Origin of the sequence: Muriicola sp. Z0-33 (assembly GCF_026126425.1) — a bacterium.
In the GTDB taxonomy this organism is placed as follows: domain Bacteria; phylum Bacteroidota; class Bacteroidia; order Flavobacteriales; family Flavobacteriaceae; genus JAFMPW01.
The window spans coordinates 476,512-496,661 of the sequence record NZ_JAFMPW010000002.1; the positions used below are offsets into that span (position 1 = coordinate 476,512).

At 38.4% G+C, this 20,150-nt stretch carries 18 protein-coding genes and 1 pseudogene; 18 read left to right on the forward strand and 1 reads right to left on the reverse strand.

The window, feature by feature from the left end; translation table 11 throughout:
• Positions 1-222: 222 nt before the first annotated feature.
• The 18 genes and pseudogenes from J1G40_RS04955 to J1G40_RS05040 all read left to right on the forward strand — a co-directional run bounded on the left by J1G40_RS04955 (position 223) and on the right by J1G40_RS05040 (position 19,163).
• Positions 223-1,251: an NAD-dependent epimerase gene (locus tag J1G40_RS04955; protein ID WP_265241487.1), complete on the forward strand. Its 1,029-nt coding sequence runs from the start codon at positions 223-225 to the stop codon at positions 1,249-1,251.
• 147 nt (positions 1,252-1,398) lie between these two features.
• Positions 1,399-2,397, forward strand: a complete 999-nt coding sequence (locus tag J1G40_RS04960) for an SDR family oxidoreductase (protein WP_265241488.1) — start codon at positions 1,399-1,401, stop codon at positions 2,395-2,397.
• A gap of 56 nt (positions 2,398-2,453) precedes the next feature.
• The gene (locus J1G40_RS04965) at positions 2,454-3,734 is read left to right on the forward strand and encodes a nucleotide sugar dehydrogenase (protein WP_265241489.1); all 1,281 of its coding nucleotides are present in this window, start codon (positions 2,454-2,456) and stop codon (positions 3,732-3,734) included.
• Positions 3,735-3,864: 130 nt separating this feature from the next.
• Complete coding sequence (cysQ, locus tag J1G40_RS04970; protein ID WP_265241490.1) at positions 3,865-4,662, forward strand: 3'(2'),5'-bisphosphate nucleotidase CysQ; 798 nt, start codon at positions 3,865-3,867, stop codon at positions 4,660-4,662.
• Positions 4,662-5,081 carry a DUF2061 domain-containing protein gene (locus tag J1G40_RS04975; RefSeq protein WP_265241491.1) on the forward strand — a complete coding sequence of 140 codons (420 nt, stop codon included), beginning with the start codon at positions 4,662-4,664 and terminating at the stop codon, positions 5,079-5,081. The genes cysQ and J1G40_RS04975 overlap by 1 nt, the downstream gene beginning before the upstream one ends.
• Complete coding sequence (cysC, locus tag J1G40_RS04980) at positions 5,074-5,664, forward strand: adenylyl-sulfate kinase (protein ID WP_265241492.1); 591 nt, start codon at positions 5,074-5,076, stop codon at positions 5,662-5,664. The genes J1G40_RS04975 and cysC overlap by 8 nt, the downstream gene beginning before the upstream one ends.
• A gap of 2 nt (positions 5,665-5,666) precedes the next feature.
• Positions 5,667-6,572 (forward strand): sulfate adenylyltransferase subunit CysD, encoded by a 906-nt coding sequence (gene cysD, locus J1G40_RS04985; RefSeq protein ID WP_265241493.1) that lies wholly within the window; start codon positions 5,667-5,669, stop codon positions 6,570-6,572.
• 14 nt (positions 6,573-6,586) lie between these two features.
• Positions 6,587-7,843: a sulfate adenylyltransferase subunit 1 gene (locus J1G40_RS04990; RefSeq protein ID WP_265241494.1), complete on the forward strand. Its 1,257-nt coding sequence runs from the start codon at positions 6,587-6,589 to the stop codon at positions 7,841-7,843.
• Positions 7,844-8,054: 211 nt separating this feature from the next.
• Positions 8,055-8,207, forward strand: coding sequence for a hypothetical protein (locus tag J1G40_RS04995; RefSeq protein ID WP_265241495.1), 153 nt, complete (start codon positions 8,055-8,057; stop codon positions 8,205-8,207).
• Entirely contained in the window at positions 8,208-8,603 is a 396-nt protein-coding gene (locus J1G40_RS05000; protein ID WP_265241496.1) for a hypothetical protein, read from the forward strand. It begins immediately after the preceding gene.
• Positions 8,566-9,582 carry a sulfotransferase gene (locus tag J1G40_RS05005; protein WP_265241497.1) on the forward strand — a complete coding sequence of 339 codons (1,017 nt, stop codon included), beginning with the start codon at positions 8,566-8,568 and terminating at the stop codon, positions 9,580-9,582. Before J1G40_RS05000 ends, J1G40_RS05005 begins: the two co-directional genes overlap by 38 nt.
• Before the next feature lie 555 nt (positions 9,583-10,137).
• Positions 10,138-13,068 (forward strand): PKD domain-containing protein, encoded by a 2,931-nt coding sequence (locus tag J1G40_RS05010; RefSeq protein WP_265241498.1) that lies wholly within the window; start codon positions 10,138-10,140, stop codon positions 13,066-13,068.
• Between the two features lie 242 nt (positions 13,069-13,310).
• Entirely contained in the window at positions 13,311-14,426 is a 1,116-nt protein-coding gene (gene gmd, locus J1G40_RS05015; RefSeq protein WP_265241499.1) for a GDP-mannose 4,6-dehydratase, read from the forward strand.
• A 6-nt stretch (positions 14,427-14,432) separates the two neighbouring features.
• The gene (locus J1G40_RS05020) at positions 14,433-15,527 is read left to right on the forward strand and encodes a GDP-L-fucose synthase family protein (RefSeq protein WP_265241500.1); all 1,095 of its coding nucleotides are present in this window, start codon (positions 14,433-14,435) and stop codon (positions 15,525-15,527) included.
• A gap of 9 nt (positions 15,528-15,536) precedes the next feature.
• Positions 15,537-15,821, forward strand: coding sequence for a hypothetical protein (locus J1G40_RS05025; protein WP_265241501.1), 285 nt, complete (start codon positions 15,537-15,539; stop codon positions 15,819-15,821).
• Complete coding sequence (locus J1G40_RS05030) at positions 15,812-17,254, forward strand: lipopolysaccharide biosynthesis protein (protein WP_265241502.1); 1,443 nt, start codon at positions 15,812-15,814, stop codon at positions 17,252-17,254. Before J1G40_RS05025 ends, J1G40_RS05030 begins: the two co-directional genes overlap by 10 nt.
• Positions 17,255-17,707: 453 nt before the next feature.
• Positions 17,708-17,908 (forward strand): annotated as a pseudogene (locus J1G40_RS18340) (hypothetical protein); the annotation flags it as partial.
• Positions 17,909-17,984: 76 nt separating this feature from the next.
• The gene (locus J1G40_RS05040) at positions 17,985-19,163 is read left to right on the forward strand and encodes a glycosyltransferase family A protein (protein WP_265241504.1); all 1,179 of its coding nucleotides are present in this window, start codon (positions 17,985-17,987) and stop codon (positions 19,161-19,163) included.
• A gap of 25 nt (positions 19,164-19,188) precedes the next feature.
• On the opposite strand, the gene J1G40_RS05045 is transcribed toward J1G40_RS05040, so the two are convergent.
• Positions 19,189-20,115 carry a hypothetical protein gene (locus J1G40_RS05045; protein WP_265241505.1) on the reverse strand — a complete coding sequence of 309 codons (927 nt, stop codon included), beginning with the start codon at positions 20,113-20,115 and terminating at the stop codon, positions 19,189-19,191.
• Positions 20,116-20,150: the final 35 nt, after the last annotated feature.

Consider the following 20,150-nt stretch of genomic DNA (forward strand, 5'->3'; position numbering starts at 1 on the left):
CAATTCGTCAAACTGACCTCAATTTCGGATAATGCGACCTACCCGCTGCATATTATCCGAAAAACTTGGGGGTACAGCACTAATACAACTGTTATCGATTAAGTGCAAACCCCATTTTTTGCTATTTTATCAACAGCCTGTTCTAATTGCAACTCACTTTTACTATTATGTGTACTTTTACATCCTTTATTGAGGTAATTCTAATCGGAAAATGTCTTCTTAATGAAAATACTTGTAACCGGAGCAGCAGGTTTTATCGGTTTCCACCTAGCTAGGAGATTGATAGAACTTGGACATAATGTTATTGGATTAGATAACATAAACGATTATTATGATGTTGAATTGAAATATGCCCGATTAGAGCAACTTGGGATATCTCGAAAAAGTGCCGAAAATTTTCTTCTCCCCGCTCAGAGCTCGACAGCTCCAAATAATTTCTCTTTTGTCAGAATGCATCTGGAAGACAGGGAATCATTACCCTTACTTTTCAACAAAGAAAAATTTGATGTAGTTTGCAATTTGGCTGCCCAGGCCGGGGTAAGATACAGCCTGGAGAATCCGACTGCCTACATAGACAGCAATATAGTCGGGTTTTTGAATTTATTGGAATGTTGCAGAAATACCGGGGTAGCACATTTAGTTTATGCCAGTAGCTCCAGCGTTTACGGTTCAAACAAGGAAGTCCCGTTCAGTATCCAAGACAATGTAGACCGGCCGATTAGCCTGTATGCCGCTACAAAAAAGAGTAATGAATTAATGGCCCATACCTATAGTCATCTTTATGGGTTTGCCACGACCGGATTGCGATTTTTTACAGTTTATGGCCCTTGGGGCAGGCCAGATATGGCACTATTTCTATTTACCGATGCTATTGTAAAAAACCAACCTATAAAAGTGTTCAACTATGGCAAAATGGAAAGAGATTTCACCTATGTAGATGACATCATAACTGGCGTTGTAAAGGTTACCGAAGAGGACATATCAGGCAGAAAAGCAGAGAACAACTCCTATAAGTTATATAATATTGGGAATAACAAATCTGTGAACTTATTAGACTTTATTAGAGAAATAGAGCATAGTCTAAAGAAAGAAGCAATAAAGGAAATGATGCCCATACAACCCGGGGATGTGGAGAAAACCTGGGCTAATGTAGATGATCTTGTAACGGATTATGGCTATCAACCAACTACCCAGATTAAAGATGGTGTTAAGGCTTTTGTTAGCTGGTACCGCGATTTTTATAACATATAAAACACTATTTAAGGTATTTCACCATTTTTTTGTGGATTACATCTTCCTTATATGCACAAATCGTTATTTTTTGGTTTAATTTGCGCCCTTAAAATAGGCTTTAATTAGCGAAGAAAGTTTCAACTTTCCTTTTTCATTGCATTTAATATGGAAAACATTCTTAAATCGTTAGATTCCAATAGATTGATATTAGTTACTGGGGGGGCCGGTTTTATAGGTTCTAATCTGTGTAAGACCCTCTTAACTAATGGTAATTCTATCCGATGTCTGGATAATTTAGCTACGGGTAAAAAGAGCAATATTGAACCTCTATTGTCCTTGCCGAATTTTGAGTTTATAGAAGGAGATATCAGGGATCTGGAGACCTGCAATACTGCATGCAATGGAGTGGATTACGTTTTACATCAGGCGGCACTTGGATCAGTACCCCGATCTATAAAAGATCCGATTACCAGCAATGACGTGAATGTTTCGGGATTTCTGAATATGTTAGTCGCTTCAAGAGACGCAGGGGTAAAACGCTTTGTTTATGCTGCCAGTTCTTCAACCTATGGTGATTCTGAGAGTTTGCCCAAAGTTGAAGACATTATTGGAAAGCCTTTATCCCCATATGCCATTACTAAATATGTAAATGAGCTTTATGCAGATGTATTTAGTAAGACGTATGGATTGGAAACCATTGGCTTGAGGTATTTCAACGTCTTTGGAAGATTTCAAGATCCCAATGGCGCCTATGCGGCGGTAATCCCAAAATTTGTAATGCAATTTATGAATCATGAGTCCCCAATAATAAATGGTGACGGGAATTTCTCGCGCGACTTTACATACATTGACAACGTAATACAAGCAAACATTTGTTCTTTAGTAGCGAATAGCCCCGAAGCTATCAACACTGTTTATAATGTTGCTTATGGGGAAAGAACAACACTAAATGAACTGGTACATTTTCTTCAAAAATACCTTTCTGAATACGACCCGGAAATTGCATCAGTTGAGATACAATATGGTCCGGAAAGAGCAGGAGATATACCGCATTCACTGGCTTCTATAGACAAAGCCAGGAAATTACTGAACTACAACCCTCAATACGATATAGCTAAAGGGCTTAAAGAGGCTGTAAATTGGTATTGGGAAAATCTTAAATAATAGATAGCGGTAATTTTTAAAAGATAAGAACAAAAATATTTACTTAAAAAGACCTTATGAGCACCAAAAAGATAGCAGTAATTGGATTAGGGTATGTAGGATTGCCCCTGGCTAGATTGTTCGCTACAAAATATCCGGTTGTTGGATTCGATATTAATAAGGAGCGGGTTGAAGAACTAAGATCTGGAAAAGATTCAACTCTTGAGGTTAGCGATGACGTCTTGCAAGAAGTTATCACTACTTCTACAGAAATGGATAAGGGGCTGTTTTGCACAGATAATATTGAAGATATTGCGGCCTGTAATTATTTTATTGTGACCGTGCCCACCCCGGTAGATAGTATTAACAGACCAGATCTGACACCGCTATATAAATCAAGTGAAGCTGTGGGTAGCGTACTTAAAAAGGGAGATATAGTAATTTATGAGTCTACCGTTTATCCGGGTGTTACAGAAGAAGAGTGTGTTCCGATCCTGGAAAAAATAAGTGGATTAACCTTTAATGTTGATTTCTTCGCCGGTTATTCTCCTGAACGGATCAATCCAGGTGATAAGCTACATACCGTAGAAAAAATCCTGAAGGTTACTTCTGGTTCAACCCCCGAAATTGGTAAAAAAGTTAATGATTTATATGAATCGGTCATTACCGCAGGTACGTATTTGGCCCCTACTATCAAGGTAGCTGAAGCGGCCAAGGTGATAGAAAATTCTCAGCGCGATATCAATATTGCATTTGTGAATGAACTTGCCAAAATATTCAATCTAATGGATATCGATACCGATGAAGTATTGAAGGCAGCCGGCACCAAATGGAATTTTTTAAACTTTCGCCCAGGATTGGTTGGAGGCCATTGCATTGGTGTAGACCCCTATTACCTGGCACAGAGATCGCAGGAATTCGGATATCATCCCGAAATTATCCTCGCTGGTAGGCGAATGAATGATGGCATGGGAAAATATGTTGCTTCAGAGATCATTAAACTAATGGTGCAGAAAGATCAAAAAATTAAAGGGTCCAAAATCCTGGTTTTAGGTATAACCTTTAAAGAAAATTGCCCTGATGTTCGCAATACTAAAGCAGTGGACGTTATAAATAACCTTCGTAGTTACGGCGCTGATGTTGATGTTTACGATCCATGGGCAGATGAAGAAGAAGTGCTCCAGGAATTCGGGTTTACCATAAAAAAGGAACTACCTGTGGATAATTATAATGCCATAGTGTTAGCTGTTTCTCACAAAGAATTCCTTCGGATGGATTTAAGATCAAAACTTACGGAAGACGGTGTGTTATACGATGTAAAAAGTGTACTGGATTGTCCGGTAGAAGGACGTTTATAAACTTTTTAAGTGCTTAGCACTTTATCGGGATAAATTCCTTTTTTTCCGAAAGACACAATATAAAAGCAAAAATCTTATTATAACATAAGATAAGCGATTCTCACAAATCTTTTAAACAGATTTTCCTAAAATGAAATCAGACCTTAGAATAGCGATCACGGCCTCAATAAATGCTGGTAAAGCTATAATGAAAATATATGATGCCGATCAGATCAAAGTAGATTTCAAAGAAGACAAATCTCCCTTGACAGAGGCGGATCTGGCTTCAAACAGCTGTATCATGAGTTTTTTAAAAGACACCCCCTACCCTGTGATCAGTGAGGAAAATAAACTATTGGATTACGACTTGCGAAAAAGCTGGAGCGACTATTGGATAGTAGATCCTCTTGACGGAACTAAGGAATTCATTAAAAGAAATGGAGAATTTACGGTTAATGTCGCATTATGCTCAAAAGGACAACCTGTTTTAGGGGTTATATACGTACCTGTTGAGCGCACCCTTTACTATGGAGACGCCCTCTCCGGAGAGGCCTTCAAAACTGTATTGGATAAAAACCATTCAATTGACAAAGAATTGTTTAGTGAGAGCGATCGTATTAAGACTGCTAATATATCCAAAGAGTTGATAAGGGTGGTAGCAAGCAGGTCTCATATGAACCAGGACACAGTTAATTTTATTGAAGGCATCAATAAAGATTATAAAGACGTGGAAATTGTTTCTGCAGGAAGTTCTTTAAAATTTTGTTTGGTAGCAGAGGGAAAGGCTGATGTTTATCCAAGATTTGCGCCAACAATGGAATGGGATACCGCCGCAGGGCATGCCATTTGTAAGGCAGTAGGGATTAAAGTCATTTCAAGAGAAAGCAATAAAGAGCTGGAATACAATAAAAGCAATCTATTAAATCCTCATTTTTTAGTAAGTAACTAATGGGTGATATATCATATAAAAGGCATTTAGCCAAAACAATAACATGGCGTGCTGTAGGTACATTGGATACGGTACTTTTGTCCTGGATAATAACAGGGAATCCTTTTACCGGGCTTAAGATTGGCTTTTCTGAGGTAGTGACAAAAATGATCTTGTACTATTTTCATGAGCGAATTTGGTTTAAAATAGCAATAAAAGAGAGTCGCAGAAGACACTTGCTTAAAACCATATCCTGGAGAATAATTGGAACATTGGACACGGTGCTACTCTCCTGGTTAATTACCGGTAGTCCGTTAATGGGAGTGAAAATTGGAATGTTAGAAGTAATAACCAAAATGATCTTATATTACCTTCACGAACGTGCATGGTATCGTATTAATTTTGGATTAGAACGAAGAAAAAGACTTAGAAATGAGTAAGAATATCGTGCCCCACACTTATAGGGTAAATCGCGAAGAAAGAAGACAGGCCAATGGCCATAGCTCCTTTCTTATATTCTTCACCGGACTCTCTGGTTCGGGCAAGTCTACCATTGCCAATGCCCTGGAGATTAAACTCTTTGTGGATGGTGTTAAAACTTATGTATTAGACGGGGATAATGTTAGAAGGGGAATCAATAAAGGATTATCTTTCAGCCCTGAAGATCGTTCCGAGAATAATCGTCGGATTGGAGAAATTTCAAAATTGTTTGTAGACGCCGGAATGGTAGTGCTGGCAGCTTTTGTCGCCCCATATGAGAAAGACAGAGCCTTTATTAAAGAGACTGTAGGAGAAGAAAATTATGTAGAGGTTTTCGTAAATGCCAGCCTTGAAGTCTGTGAAGAAAGAGATGTAAAAGGGCTGTACAAAAAAGCCCGTAAAGGGGAAATAAAGGATATGACCGGTATAACGGCTCCTTATGAGCCCCCAATAAATCCTTCTATAGAGGTGACTCATGAAAATTCCGTAGAGGAAGCGGTGGATATTATTTATGAAAAAATAAAAAATAAACTTAGAGTTTAACAATGAGTAAGTACTACTTAAATTATTTGGATGAATTAGAATCTGAGGCAATTTATGTCTTAAGAGAGGTCTGGGCACAATTTGAAAATCCGGTAATCCTTTTCTCAGGAGGTAAAGATTCTATAGTTGTTACCCATTTGGCCAAAAAGGCTTTTTACCCCAGTAAGATTCCTTTCGCATTAATGCACGTGGATACAGGTCATAATTTTCCGGAAACCATCAAATTCAGAGATGATCTGGTTAAAGATCTTGATGCCCGTCTTATTGTTGGATCTGTACAAACCTCAATAGACAACGGTAGAGTTGCCGAGGAGAAAGGAAAGAATGCTACGCGTAATGCCTTGCAAATCACCACTTTATTAGATGCGATTGAAGAGCATAAAGTAGATTGTGCAATTGGCGGAGGAAGAAGAGATGAAGAAAAGGCCCGTGCAAAAGAAAGATTTTTTTCTCACCGTGATGATTTTGGACAGTGGGATCCAAAAAATCAACGTCCTGAGCTTTGGAACATTTTTAATGGGAGGCATTTTGAAGGAGAGCATTTCAGAGTATTCCCAATTAGCAACTGGACAGAAATGGATGTCTGGAACTACATAAGAAGGGAAAAGATAGAAATTCCTTCTTTATACCTGGCCCACGAAAGGGAAGTAGTTTGGCGAAACGATTCCTGGATTCCCAAATCCGAATATCTGATTCTCGAAGAGAACGAAAAAATTGAAACTAAAAAAATAAGGTTCAGAACCCTGGGAGATATTACCATAACGGGGGGAATTGAATCTGATGCGGACAACATAGAAAAAATTGTCCAGGAGGTTTCAGCTATGCGAAAGACAGAAAGGGGCAACCGAACAGACGACAAGCGTTCAGAAACGGCAATGGAAGATCGTAAAAAGCAGGGATATTTTTAATAGAAGAATCAACTATGGAAATAAATAATAATCAACTTTTAAGGTTTACAACAGCAGGTAGCGTCGACGACGGAAAGAGCACCCTGATAGGTCGACTTTTATACGATTCTAAATCTATTTTTGAGGATCAGCTCGAGGCCATTGAAAATACAAGTAAAAAGAAGGGGCATGAAGGAGTAGACCTTGCTCTGTTTACGGACGGACTAAGAGATGAAAGGGAGCAGGGAATTACAATTGATGTAGCCTATAGGTATTTTACTACCCCAAAAAGGAAATTTATTATTGCCGATACTCCGGGTCATATTCAATATACACGAAACATGGTCACGGGAGCATCTACGGCAAATGCCGCAATTATTCTTGTAGACGCCAGGCACGGGGTTATAGAGCAAACAAAAAGACATGCTTTTATCGCTTCATTATTGCATATCCCCCACGTAATTGTTTGTATCAATAAGATGGATCTTGTTGATTTTGAAGAGGCGGCCTATAACAAGATTATCAGGGAATTTGAAGAATTTTCCTCAAAACTATTGGTAAAGGACTTTAGGTTTATTCCTATAAGCGCGCTGCTGGGAGACAATGTGGTGAACAGGTCCGAAAATATGCCCTGGTATCAGGGAGGGCCGCTTTTGCATACATTAGAAACCATGCATATAAGCAGTGATATTAATAAAGTGGATGCAAGGTTTCCTGTTCAAACGGTACTACGCCCTCAGAGCGAAGGGTTTATAGACTATCGTGGTTATGCCGGCAGGTTGGCCAGTGGGGTACTCCGGGTAGGCGATGAAGTGGCGGTTATGCCATCTGGTTTTTCTTCGACCATAAAGTCGATAGAAGGACCATCTGGTTCAATTAACGAAGCGTTTGCACCAATGTCTGTATCAATTACATTAAATGATGATATAGATATAAGCAGGGGCGATATGATCGTCAGGGCCAACAATCAGCCAGAAGCCTCTCAGGACATAGAAGTAATGCTATGCTGGTTAAATAATAATGCCGCTAAACCAAGAGCTAAGTATACCATTAAGCATACAAGTAATGATCAAAAAGCCATGATCAAGGAAGTTATTTATAAGATTGATATCAATACACTGGCAAGGAAAACAGAGGATACTGAACTTACTATGAATGATATTTGTAAGGTAAAAATCCGGACAACAAAACCTTTGATGATAGATTCATATAGGGAAAACAGAGTTACCGGAAGCGTTGTTCTTATAGATGAAACCACTAACGAAACTGTTGCTGCCGGGATGATTGTTTAGATCTTTACTAACTTAGGTAAGAATATTTGGCCTATCCCCAGGGCAGAAATGATGTTTTAATTAGCATAGAGCTGATAACAGAAGACATATATAAAAGAATAACTTTTTTTAGGGAATTTCTCAGGAAGAAGATAGAATTCCCTGAAATATTGGACCATGAACATATACCTAGTCACTTTTGAAGTAGACTAATTTATTAAAATAATAAAATATGTTTTTATATCTAGGACCTGGCCTTGGAGGCGGGATTATTGCGGTTATTACCGGCGTATTTTTGACAATTTTCGCCTTTCTGGTGGCTATTTTCTGGCTACCTATTAAGCGATTTCTCGGATTTATAAAAGGTAAAAAAACAAAAGAATAATTGACTTACATAGTCATTTTTGGCCTCACCTTACTCTCCTGTTTTATCTTTGATAATTTGGGAATGGCACCTCTTATCAGAGACTTAACCGGCTCTTATAAGTCGCAGTTTCAAGTCATGCAGAATAAGGAACTGACCGATGAGGAAAAGCAAAAGGTACTTCTGCAGCAGGTGTCAAAGCAACTAGGCTATTTGCTAAAATTAATAGGTAGTATTCTTTTATTTGTAGCACCCTTTGGCTTAATTTTCTTATTAGAGCAATTTATTGCTGATATACATTCGGATATATTGTATACATTGAACGGTATTCTGTTGTCACTATTAGCTGTGGTTTTCTATATCGCTGTAAAAAAACTCTATGTCAAATTATTCAAAAGCAGAGAAGCATCTTCATAAACTCTATTTATCCAACTATTTCCTTTCTAAATCCTCCCTTGAACTAGAGGAAATTATACATGGTAATAAAGCCAAACAGACCCCAATTGAAGAGTATGTTTTTATAACGGGTTTGGCCAGATCCGGTACTACCGCCCTGATGAACAAAATTTTTACCACAGAAGAATACGCTTCTCTGCAGTATTCCAATATGCCTATTCTGCTTTCCCCAAATTTGTGGAACAAAAAACTAAAAATAGCGAAGCACGAAAGGGCCCACAAAGACGGGATCATCATTGACGGCAATTCTCCTGAGGAATTTGACGAATATTTTTGGAAGGTGTTTCTTAACGATTCTTATATTAAGGACGGGCTACTGCCTCATGAGGTGGATGAAAAGGTTTTAGCAAAATATTTGACCTACGTATCACTAATTTGCCATTCTAAAGGCAAACAAAAATATATCTCCAAGAATAACAACAATATTTTAAGATTATCCAGTTTAAATAAAATACAAGGAAGTAAAATTATCATATTATTCAGAGATCCTTTATCCCATGCTTCTTCTCTGATGAAGTTGCACAAATCTTTTTCTGAAAATCAAAAGGATGATCCCTTTGTTCTGGATTATTTCAACTATTTAGGGCATCACGAATTTGGTTTGGGCCATAAGCCTTTCCTTTTAACCGATAACTTTATCAACAATAAGGACAGATATACTCCTGAAGATCTGAATTACTGGTTGCAAATATGGATTAATTATTATGATTATTTGTTGGCCAATTTTGACGATAATTGGATGGTGGTTTCTTTTGAAGACCTCATAGAAGAACCAAACAAGGTATATGATCATTTAAAAGCAAACCTTAATATTAATGCCCCGTTAACAAGTGATCATAAACACATTCCAACTAAATATAAAGATATTAGCTGTAATATTGATTTAAAGGAAAGAGCGTTAAAAATTTATGACAGGTTATGTAACATCAAAGCTTACTAAATAAGATGCTCTAAAAAATCCGACACCCATTTCAGCTTTGCTTTAACAGCAATCAAAACTAAGAATAGCAACTACCAGTTCCAGATGCCTAGGATGCCATTATTTCTCCATAATATTTAGAATATGTGTATTAAAAAAGGAGGGATCACAACCAATTTTTGGTCGGTGCCGCAATCCTAATCCTATAGAGATATACTTTCTTATCCAAAGGGCATCATTTTATGATTGACTTCCCTCCCACTTAGCAAAATATGCAGAAGCATTGCAGTTCATCGAATATTTTCTTAAAGCATTGTTAAAATTGCTCCGAGTCATAGTCCGTTCATCGTTTATTTACGTATTACAACCGATACATGCCCATGAATAAAATAGGATTGTTGCGAAGTAAAGGCCTGTTATCAGCTTATTTTACCGATAATTATTAAGTTTTTGCATATTTTTTTTATATCTATGCAGTTCATCGAAAATATGGCAATTTTTATCGGTATAACAGAGTTACATTAAAACGATCCTGAATTAAGTAGAAGACAGATTTTTTAAAATATCGCCCCACAAATGAAATACCACCCCACCAAGGTCATTAATTTGATTCTGTATTTCTTTATCCTAACTATAATAGTTGCTTGTAGTAAGGATATTGATATATTATCAGATGCCGTTCTAAACGACTCGGTTGCCAGCGTTGAAGAACGCGAAAATTCTGAGGAAGCAGAAGAAGAAGAAGAAGAAGCAGAGAGCCAGGAAGAAGAGCAGCCAGAAACTCCAGAAGAAGAACCCCCCGCAGAAGACGGTATGGAAGATGGGTTTGAAAGTAGAACCACAGAATTCCCTCCTGTAGACGACGCCCATGTTCAAAGCGGTAAAGGCTATAATCAGACTATCATACGTCTCGATGAAAATAACAGAACCTCTTATCTGAAGTTCGATCTAAGCGCCATTGAAGCTATTGGCGGGTACATTACAGATGCCTCCCTTAAATTTACAGTAAACAGTGATGAAGGTAACGGAACAATTAATATCTATAAAGGTGTTGACAGCGATTGGACCGAACAGGAAATTGACAATATAAATGTTCCGGATATCGATATTCTTCTAGGTGCTATTACCAAGGAGTTCAAAATTGGTAATACTGAGGAAGTAACCCTAAGCGGCTCAGATCTCATACCTGAAAATACTACGCTTATATTACAGCACGAAGAAGGTAATGATTTAGCCATTGCGTCTAAAGAGCATCCTTCTAAAATTGGCCCTAAACTAGTAATAAGTTATAACGTGCCGGAGACCGCAGAACCCATTATAATAATAGAGGAAGAGCCTGCGCCACCTGCAGAAGAAAACTCCTCTGAAGAAGAGAATACCCCTGCTGAAAATCAAGCTCCCATCGCAATAGCGGACGCAACACCATCTAGTGGAGGCGTTCCTCTTGATGTGTCATTTACGGGAAGTAACTCTACGGATGACAATGAGATTACAACTTACGCCTGGGATTTTAAAGATGGTGGAACTTCCAGTTCGGCTAATCCTTCACATACATTTAATAATGTAGGTAGTTATGAAGTAGAACTTACGGTAACCGATGCAGAAGGCCTTACTTCAACAGACACTGTAACTATAACTGTTAATGAAGAAAGCAACGAAGCTCCCGTAGCCCGTGCAACGGGTTCTCCCCTTAGTGGAACTGCACCTTTAGAAGTTGCCTTTACTGGTAGTAATTCATCAGATGACAATTCTGTGGCGAGTTATTCCTGGAATTTTAAAGATGGTAGTACTGCTAACAATGCAAATCCGACCCATACATTTAATAATGCAGGAACATACGCAGTGGAACTTACTGTTACAGATGAAAACGGCCTTTCCGATAAAGAGACCGTCAATATAACAGTTAATGCACCACCGAGCAATGAAGCTCCTGTAGCCGTAGCAAGTGCAAATCCTTTAAGTGGAGATGCACCGCTTCAGGTTTCATTTGTAGGATCAAATTCTAGCGATGATAACGGTATTGTAAGCTATTACTGGGATTTCCCAGGGGATCCTTCAGCGGCTACCAATGCTACCCGTACATTTAACACCCCTGGAGTATATGATATAACACTAACAGTAAAGGATGCAGCAGGATTAGCACATTCAGATACTGTGACCATTACCGTTACCCAGGGAAGTGGTGGAAATACCGGTGGCGGTGGTAATGCACCTCCGGGCTATTACGTAACAACTAGTGGAAGTGCTGGTAATAGCGGGCTTTCAGAGAGCTCTGCCTGGAGCATAGAGCACGCTTTTGACGTGGCCAAACCGGGTGATATTATCTATGTTAAAGCAGGTAACTATGGGAATAAACAACTAAGGCTGGATGATAGGTTGAATTCTGTATCTAACCCAACCAAATTTATTGGATATACCAACACACCCGGAGATTTAGTAAGCTCCGGTGGTTCTACTTTCTCCTATGGAAATTCTCTGAATCCAAGCAAAATGCCATTGATAATTTCCTCTTCACCAAACCAAGGTGCAGCGATAAATATTTTTGAAGAAAATGTTGAGATTGAGAATTTTCAAATATCAGGATATTCAAATGGTCTGTTGACCCAGTCTATAGCGGATGACTTCAAAGCAAAGAATATTATTGTTCTTAATTCTGGGAATCAAAACAGCAATGGCTATGATGGGGTTGGTCTAAATATTAGAGGAAGCAATTCTGTTCTGGAAAACTGTTTTGTACTTAATGCAACAGCAGAAGCTATTAAACTAACCGGGGCGCACAATTCAAGAGTTCGCAATTGTAAAGTTTATGCTGATAATGCTACAAATCCAACCGATTATTACTTTCTGCTAGCAGGTGGCATCACGAACACCGTTGTAGAAAATTGTTATGCAGAAAGAGCACAGGGCTTAAGTCATGGAGGACATGGATTTATCATCAAAAATGATGGTACCTACAATACCTTTCTAAACTGTGTGGCCAGGAGAACCAATTTTGAATTGAGTTATCCAGGGGTGCACCACAATACCATAAATGGTGGCGCTGTTCGTGGAGTAAGTACCTCCTCTGGTGAGTGGCATTCGCGAGTTTTAATAAACAACGGAGCGCATCACAATACCATAAAAAATATGGAGATCACAGATACATGGGCCGCCATTGCTTTAAGCACTTATTTTGACTCTACAGGTGCTGATGCAAGTCTTGGAAATGATAATGTTTTTGAAAATATTACTATTGATAATACCTATAGCGCCCTGAGGATAGGAGGTGATTCTAATTATTCTGCCGAAGGAAAAAGGTATGATTTTATTAATTGTAATATCTCTAATTTTACGGCGGTTAGTGTAGTACACTTCCGTACAGAAGATTTTGAATTCAGGAACTGTAATTTCAGCAATGGAGATTATTTGGAAATTGAAGTGCAGGGGGTGTATGCTCCGTATAGTAGTTTTAATCCTTCCTACGTAAACTGTACCTGGACAAACGTCAACTTCAATCCTCCAAATTAGCAGTATAATTTAAAGAACTTACATATAAAACCTTTGAGCAAACGCTCAAGGGTTTTTTGCTTTAGATTCTGAGGAATGTCTTCATTGGATAAATTATACCATAATTCCGTAAATCATTAAGTAGTGTCTTCCTTTAGTTTATCGTTTTTTATGTCATTTTGCACAGAATTTCTGGGCATCTTAGTTTTTAATAAGCATCTTTGTGTAAATTATACTTTTCCAATTTATATATAAACTATAGCATGAACAAAATAGCCTTAATTACGGGGGTTACAGGACAAGATGGAGCTTATCTCAGTGAATTTCTATTGAAAAAAGGATATATCGTCCACGGCCTGAAGAGGCGTTCCTCCCTGTTCAATACAGACCGTATAGATCATCTTTATCAGGATCCGCATGTGGAACATCGTAATTTTATTCTACACTATGGAGATATGACAGACAGTACTAATCTAATTCGTCTGATTCAGGAGATTCAGCCAGACGAAATTTATAATCTGGCAGCAATGAGCCATGTACATGTTTCCTTTGAAATACCAGAATATACAGCTAATGCAGACGGAATTGGGACGTTGAGGGTTTTAGACGCTGTAAGACTCCTTGGCCTTCAAAAGAAGACACGAATATATCAGGCATCCACCTCAGAATTGTACGGTAAAGTACAGGAAGTTCCCCAGACGGAAACCACTCCATTTTATCCGAGAAGTCCGTATGCTGTGGCAAAAATGTATGCGTACTGGATAACGGTTAATTACCGGGAAGCATATGATATGTTTGCCTGTAACGGTATCCTATTTAATCATGAATCGCCCATTAGGGGAGAAACTTTCGTCACCAGAAAAATTACACGTGCAACCGCCAGGATTGCCCTGGGATTACAGGATAAATTCTATTTAGGAAATCTTGACGCACAAAGAGACTGGGGACATGCAAAAGATTATGTCCGGATGATGTGGATGATTCTACAGGCCGATGAACCGGAAGATTGGGTTATTGCAACGGGTACCACTACTCCTGTGCGTGAATTTGTTAGAAAGAGTTTTGCGGAAACGGGAATAGAACTAGAATTTAAAGGAGAAGGCATTGATGAAAAAGCCTATGTAAAATCCTGTTCCAACCCCAAATTTCAATTGGAAATTGGGAAAGAGGTACTCAGTGTTGATCCTAAATACTTTAGGCCCACCGAGGTTGAATTGCTAATTGGTGATGCTACTAAGGCAAAGACAAAGCTCGGTTGGGAAATAGAATATTCTTTAGACGACCTCATCAAAGACATGGTAAAAAGCGATGTTAAATTGATGGAAAAAGAGCAATATCTTAAAGAAGGTGGTTATAGAATTCTAAATTATTTTGAATAATAATCGATGCAGAAAGACGCTAAAATATATGTGGCCGGGCATCGTGGACTTGTGGGAAGTGCAATCTTAAAAAACCTTAAAGGGAGAGGTTATACAAATTTCATTACCCGTACACATAAAGAACTCGATTTAACTGACGGGGCCGCAGTACAGCAATTTTTCCGCGAAGAGCAACCAGAATATGTCTTCCTTGCAGCCGCGAAGGTCGGAGGTATTGTTGCTAACAATCGCTATCGGGCAGATTTCATTTATGAGAATCTGATGATTCAGAATAATGTAATTCATCAGTCTTATTTAAATGGTATTAAAAAATTAATGTTCCTGGGCAGTACTTGTATCTATCCCAAAAATTGCCCTCAGCCCATGAAAGAGGACTATTTGCTAACAGATGTGCTGGAATTCACCAATGAACCCTATGCAATTGCCAAAATTGCGGGAATTAAATTATGTGAGAGTTATAATTTGCAATACGGAACAAACTTTATTTCCGTGATGCCCACCAATCTCTACGGTCCTAACGACAATTTTGACTTAGAGAAGTCGCATGTTTTACCAGCCCTAATCAGAAAGATACACCTTGGCAAAGCCTTGAGGGAAAACAATTGGGATTTAATAAGAAGTGATCTTAATTCGCTGCCCATTGAAGGTATAAATGGAGAGGCTTCCGAGGAAGAAATGCTGAAGATGCTCAATAATTATGGGCTTAGAAGCAATGCTGAGGGAGTTTCAGTAGATATTTGGGGTAGCGGGAAACCGATGCGCGAGTTTTTGTGGTCAGAAGATATGGCCGATGCCTGTGTCTTTTTAATGGAGAAGGCAGATTTTGAAGACACTTATCCCGAAGGGACCAAAGAAATAAGAAATACACATATCAATATTGGTACAGGCCAGGACATATCAATTGCGGCGCTGGCCAATGAAATTAAAAGTATCATCGGCTTCGATGGCTCATTCAACTTTGATGCCACAAAACCAGATGGTACCATGAAAAAACTTACCGATGTAACTAAGCTTAATGCATTAGGATGGAAACATAAGATTGGGTTAGGAGAGGGCATAAAATTATTATATGAGTGGTATCTCGTTAAAATTAATAGTTAAATAATTTTAATGAAGAATTCTAAAGATGACCTTGCCGCCAAAGCAACGCAAAAACGTTCTAATGCCTATTATAAATGGTGTGAGGCGAAGGTAATCTTCCTTAACAGAAGGCTTAGGGAGTACATTAAATACGGAGGTGTGACAAGACGGACATTAAATACTCTGAAAATTGCCCTTCCATCTCAAATTTGGAACACGATTTACTTCTGCTTAAGAAATCTTTCCAAAAGTGCATTTGGTACTGGCATAAATTTGTCACCCCTCAATAATTTAAATGCTGCACTATGGGCCTAGGCGATAAGATGTTTCGTGGAATGGCATGGAGCATTATCGACCGTGTCTCTATCCAGGTCGTGCAATTCGTACTTGGGGTAATTCTTGCGAGAATTCTGGCACCTGAAGAATATGGAATAATTGCAATTCTGGTGGTCTTCATTGTCTTATCCGGTGTATTTATCGACAGTGGTTTTACCAAAGCCCTTATTCAGAAAAAGGACAGGACAGAAGACGATAATTCTACGGTCTTTATCTTCAATATAGGGATAAGCATAGTGTGTTATCTCATCCTATGGGTGGCTGCTCCTTTTATTGCGGATTTCTACGAAATACAAGAACTGTCTTTATTATTAAGGGTTATGGCCCTTTCGCTGATAATAGGGGCTATAAAAGCCCTGCCCACTACCCTATTCGTAATTGATCTCAATTTCAGAACACTGACTAAGATAAATTTGATTACGGTAGTGATTTCGGGAGGAATTGCCATTTACATGGCGTACATTGGCTGGGGTGTTTGGGCTTTGGTTTGGCAGACTATGCTAAAAGCCGTAATTGGATTGATACTTACATGGATTATCGTAAAATGGAAACCGAATTGGGTTTTTTCAAAGGCCTCATTTAAAAAATTGTTTTCATATGGTTACAAATTAATGGTCTCCCAATTGCTCGGCAGTTTTTTCAGTAATCTGAACTCACTTTTAATTGGAAAATATATCGGTGCAAAAGATCTGGGCTTTTACTCTCGCGGCATACAATTCTCAGACGTGGTATACAGCATTTTTAGTTCTGCATTAAATAATGTGCTCTTACCAGGTTTATCGCCAGTTCAGGACGACAAAAAGGTATTGGTTTCAATGACCAGGACCATAATTAAAACTTCAGCATTAATTACTTTACCCGTATTTCTTGGTTTAGCTGTCTTAGCAGAACCCATAATCCTTGTGATCTTAACAGACAAATGGGCATTTGCCATCCCAATAATGCAGATTTTCTGTATTGCCCGGTTTATAACTACTGTAGTTGTTGTTAATATTAACCTGCTCTATGTAATAGGAAGAACAGATCTGGTGCTACGGCAACAGTATTTATGCATTGCCGTAAGAGTTGTTTTAGTGATAATCGCTTTGCAATATGGGATCATATATATAGCTTTGGCAGAATTGGCGTCGACCTCTATTCATTTCTTTATTAATTCTTATTATCCCGGAAAGTTTATGAAATACGGAGGATTCAGTCAGATTAAGGATTTACTGAAGATTATTCTTGCTGGTCTCGCCATGGCAGCAATTTGTTATTTGCTAATGTTATTCATCAATAATGATTTGCTTGAACTGATAATTGTTCCGATCGTGGGAATACTTTTATATTGGGGTACCGTGTACCTCATGAAAATTCCGGAGTATAACATCGCCATCGATAAGGCCAGAGGTTTTATGAAAGGAAAGAGTTAAGAATATTTTTTATTCGCTCAAAAAATGAAACAACGCTTTAGAAAAATAGTATTATCGAGTAAATTCCTGACCAAAATTGCGCTTTACTTTCTGCGTTTAAAGTTGAAGAAAAAGTTCAACATAATTTTTGGCAGTAATGTTACCATCGGTCTTTCCACTCAATTTGAAGGAAGGAATTATTTCGGTGATAACGCCGTTATCATGGCGTCAAAAATAGGATACGCCTCCTACTTAGGGGATAATACTTCTATGCTAAAAGCTAAAATAGGGCGATTTACATGTATTGGTCCCCGAGTGAATTGCATTTTCGGAAAACATCCTACACATACTTTTGTCAGTAGTCATCCCGCATTTTTTTCACTGCGTAAGCAAATTGGAATCACCTATGTCAAAAGTCAGCTCTTCGATGAATTTGAAAAACCCGTAGATGAAGAGGGCAAATATTCAATAAGCATTGGGAACGATGTTTGGATAGGTTACGGTGTAAGTATTATGGACGGAGTTACTATTGGTGACGGGGCCATTATTGCTTCCAATTCCCTTGTAAACAAGGATGTTGAGCCCTATGCAATTGTTGGAGGGAGTCCGGCAAAGTATATCAAATCGCGCTTCGATGATGATCAAATCAAATTCCTGCTCCAGTTTAAATGGTGGGATAAAGATCTTGCATGGATAGAACAAAATGCTGCGCGATTTACAGACATCAAGGAATTCTACAAATCTTTTGGAGATGAATAAGCAGCAGATCCCCATCGTTGTAGTAGCCTATAATCGGCCAAAATCGCTTTCTCGTTTATTGGATTCGCTTAAAAAAGCCAATTACCCTTCTTCTGATATCCCTCTCGTTATTAGCATAGACAATGGGGAAAACAATCAGGATGTATTGTTAATGGCCAAAGAGTTTGATTGGATTCATGGTGAAAAAGAGGTGTTGTACAACGAGGAAAATCTGGGGTTGAGAAAACATATCCTTAAGTGCGGGTCGCTTGCGCTACACCATGGTAACGTAATTGTACTGGAAGACGATCTGTATGTTTCCCAAAATTTCTACTATTATGCCTCGCGGGCTCTGGCGTTTAGTGAAGACAAAAATTACATAGGAGGTATTTCACTCTACAAACACCAGCGAAACGTAAATAATGGGATGAATTTCACCCCAATTGAAGACGGTTTCGACAATTGGTATTTCCAGTTTGCTTCTTCCTGGGGACAGGCCTGGAGTGCAAAACAATTTAAAGATTTCCTGACCTGGTATGAAAATAATCAGCAAATACCAGAAGCGTTGGAACTGCCCAAATTTGTGCTTAACTGGTCAGAGAAATCGTGGCTGAAGTACTATATTGCCTATCTCGTGGCCACAGGTAAATTCTTTCTATATCCTAAAATATCACTCACCACAAATTTTAGCGATAAAGGCACCCATGCCGCAAGCGATAGCACAGATTATCAGGTAAACTTATTAGTTGCAGATAAAAAGGAGTATTCTTTTAGTTCATTAACAGTATCTGCCAGTGTATACGATGTCTACTTTGAAAATGCAAACATTTACAAGGCCCTAGGAATTGCAGCAGAGGACCTTTGTGTAGATTTATATAACTACAGAAAGACCTATAATAAAAGATTTGTGCTTACCCCCAGAATTTTGAATTACGAGCTACTTAAAACTTTTGGCAGGAGTCTGAAGCCTCGTGATGCCAATATTATTGAAAATATTTCCGGGATAGACTACTTCCTTTACGACACTCAGAAGGACGGCATAAACAAATTTTCAATTAACAGAATGCGGGAAATTCTTTATGAGAAGAAAAGTATTACCCGGGGAGATGCGCTATACCTCTACCTTGAACTAAGCAAAGAAAAATTTCGTCGGGCAATTAAAAAAATAACCTCTCTTTTTAGTTCAAAATAACCCTCTGCTGAGAGCTGTAAGGACTTTATCTGGCGGTAATTTCTTCTATTCCACCAATGATGGCAGCAACCTGACTAAATGAGCTGTGGTGAGATCCAAACAATTTTGAAGTAGCCGCCAGACAGTAAAGGTCAACCACCGCATCTTTAACGGCTAAAGGGTCATTCCTGTCATAACTGCTAATTTCATTATAAATAATTTTATCTCCGTAATTCGATATTAAGTGTTGCTTGGTCTCTTCATCATCAGTAGAAACAAAAAAGCTCACTTTAGGGTCCCTTTCTATTTCTTTGTCAACAATGGACACAAACTTCTCAGTGGTGCTGTACTTTCTTGAAGTAACATGATCCGACTTCCTGATATGCAGGCCTATGGTATTATTAAAGCGATTGACAGTGTTTTGGATTCTTTTCTGAATATCTTCTGCAGGGACAAATAGTTTATAATCGTTTTCAATAGGACATAATCTGTGACAAGAGTCGATATAACCGCTGGTTGTATTGTTATTAAAGAACTTTTTTAAATCTGAAGCCAGTTTAGGGTAGATCATTTCATCCAATTCCCCTGCCGATAATTTATCTACATATTTAGGGGCTTCATAGAGGTCCATCAGGTAATGGTTGTTTATTGAATTCTTAGCTTTTGCCTGGACAATTTTTTTCAAAAGCGGTTTGTATTCAGCTGATAAACGCCTCCCTTTTACGATGTTTTTTATGCTATTAATTGCCTTGGGAAAATACAAATCGGGGAATCCAGGAGGGCAATTAACTATGGTTAACTTAAACCCTGAAATTTCCGGAATTAAGAACAACTCGTCATAATTGGAATTTAATGCAGGGTTATTTACCCAAAGGATGGTCAGATCTTCTTTGTTCTCTTTACATAATGTAAGCATAGAATCTACCGTTCGAATCCTATTGCACAATCCTCCAAGAGGCTTTAGATAAATCATTGAATTTTAAATTTGTTAGCTGTTACTCTTCTTTT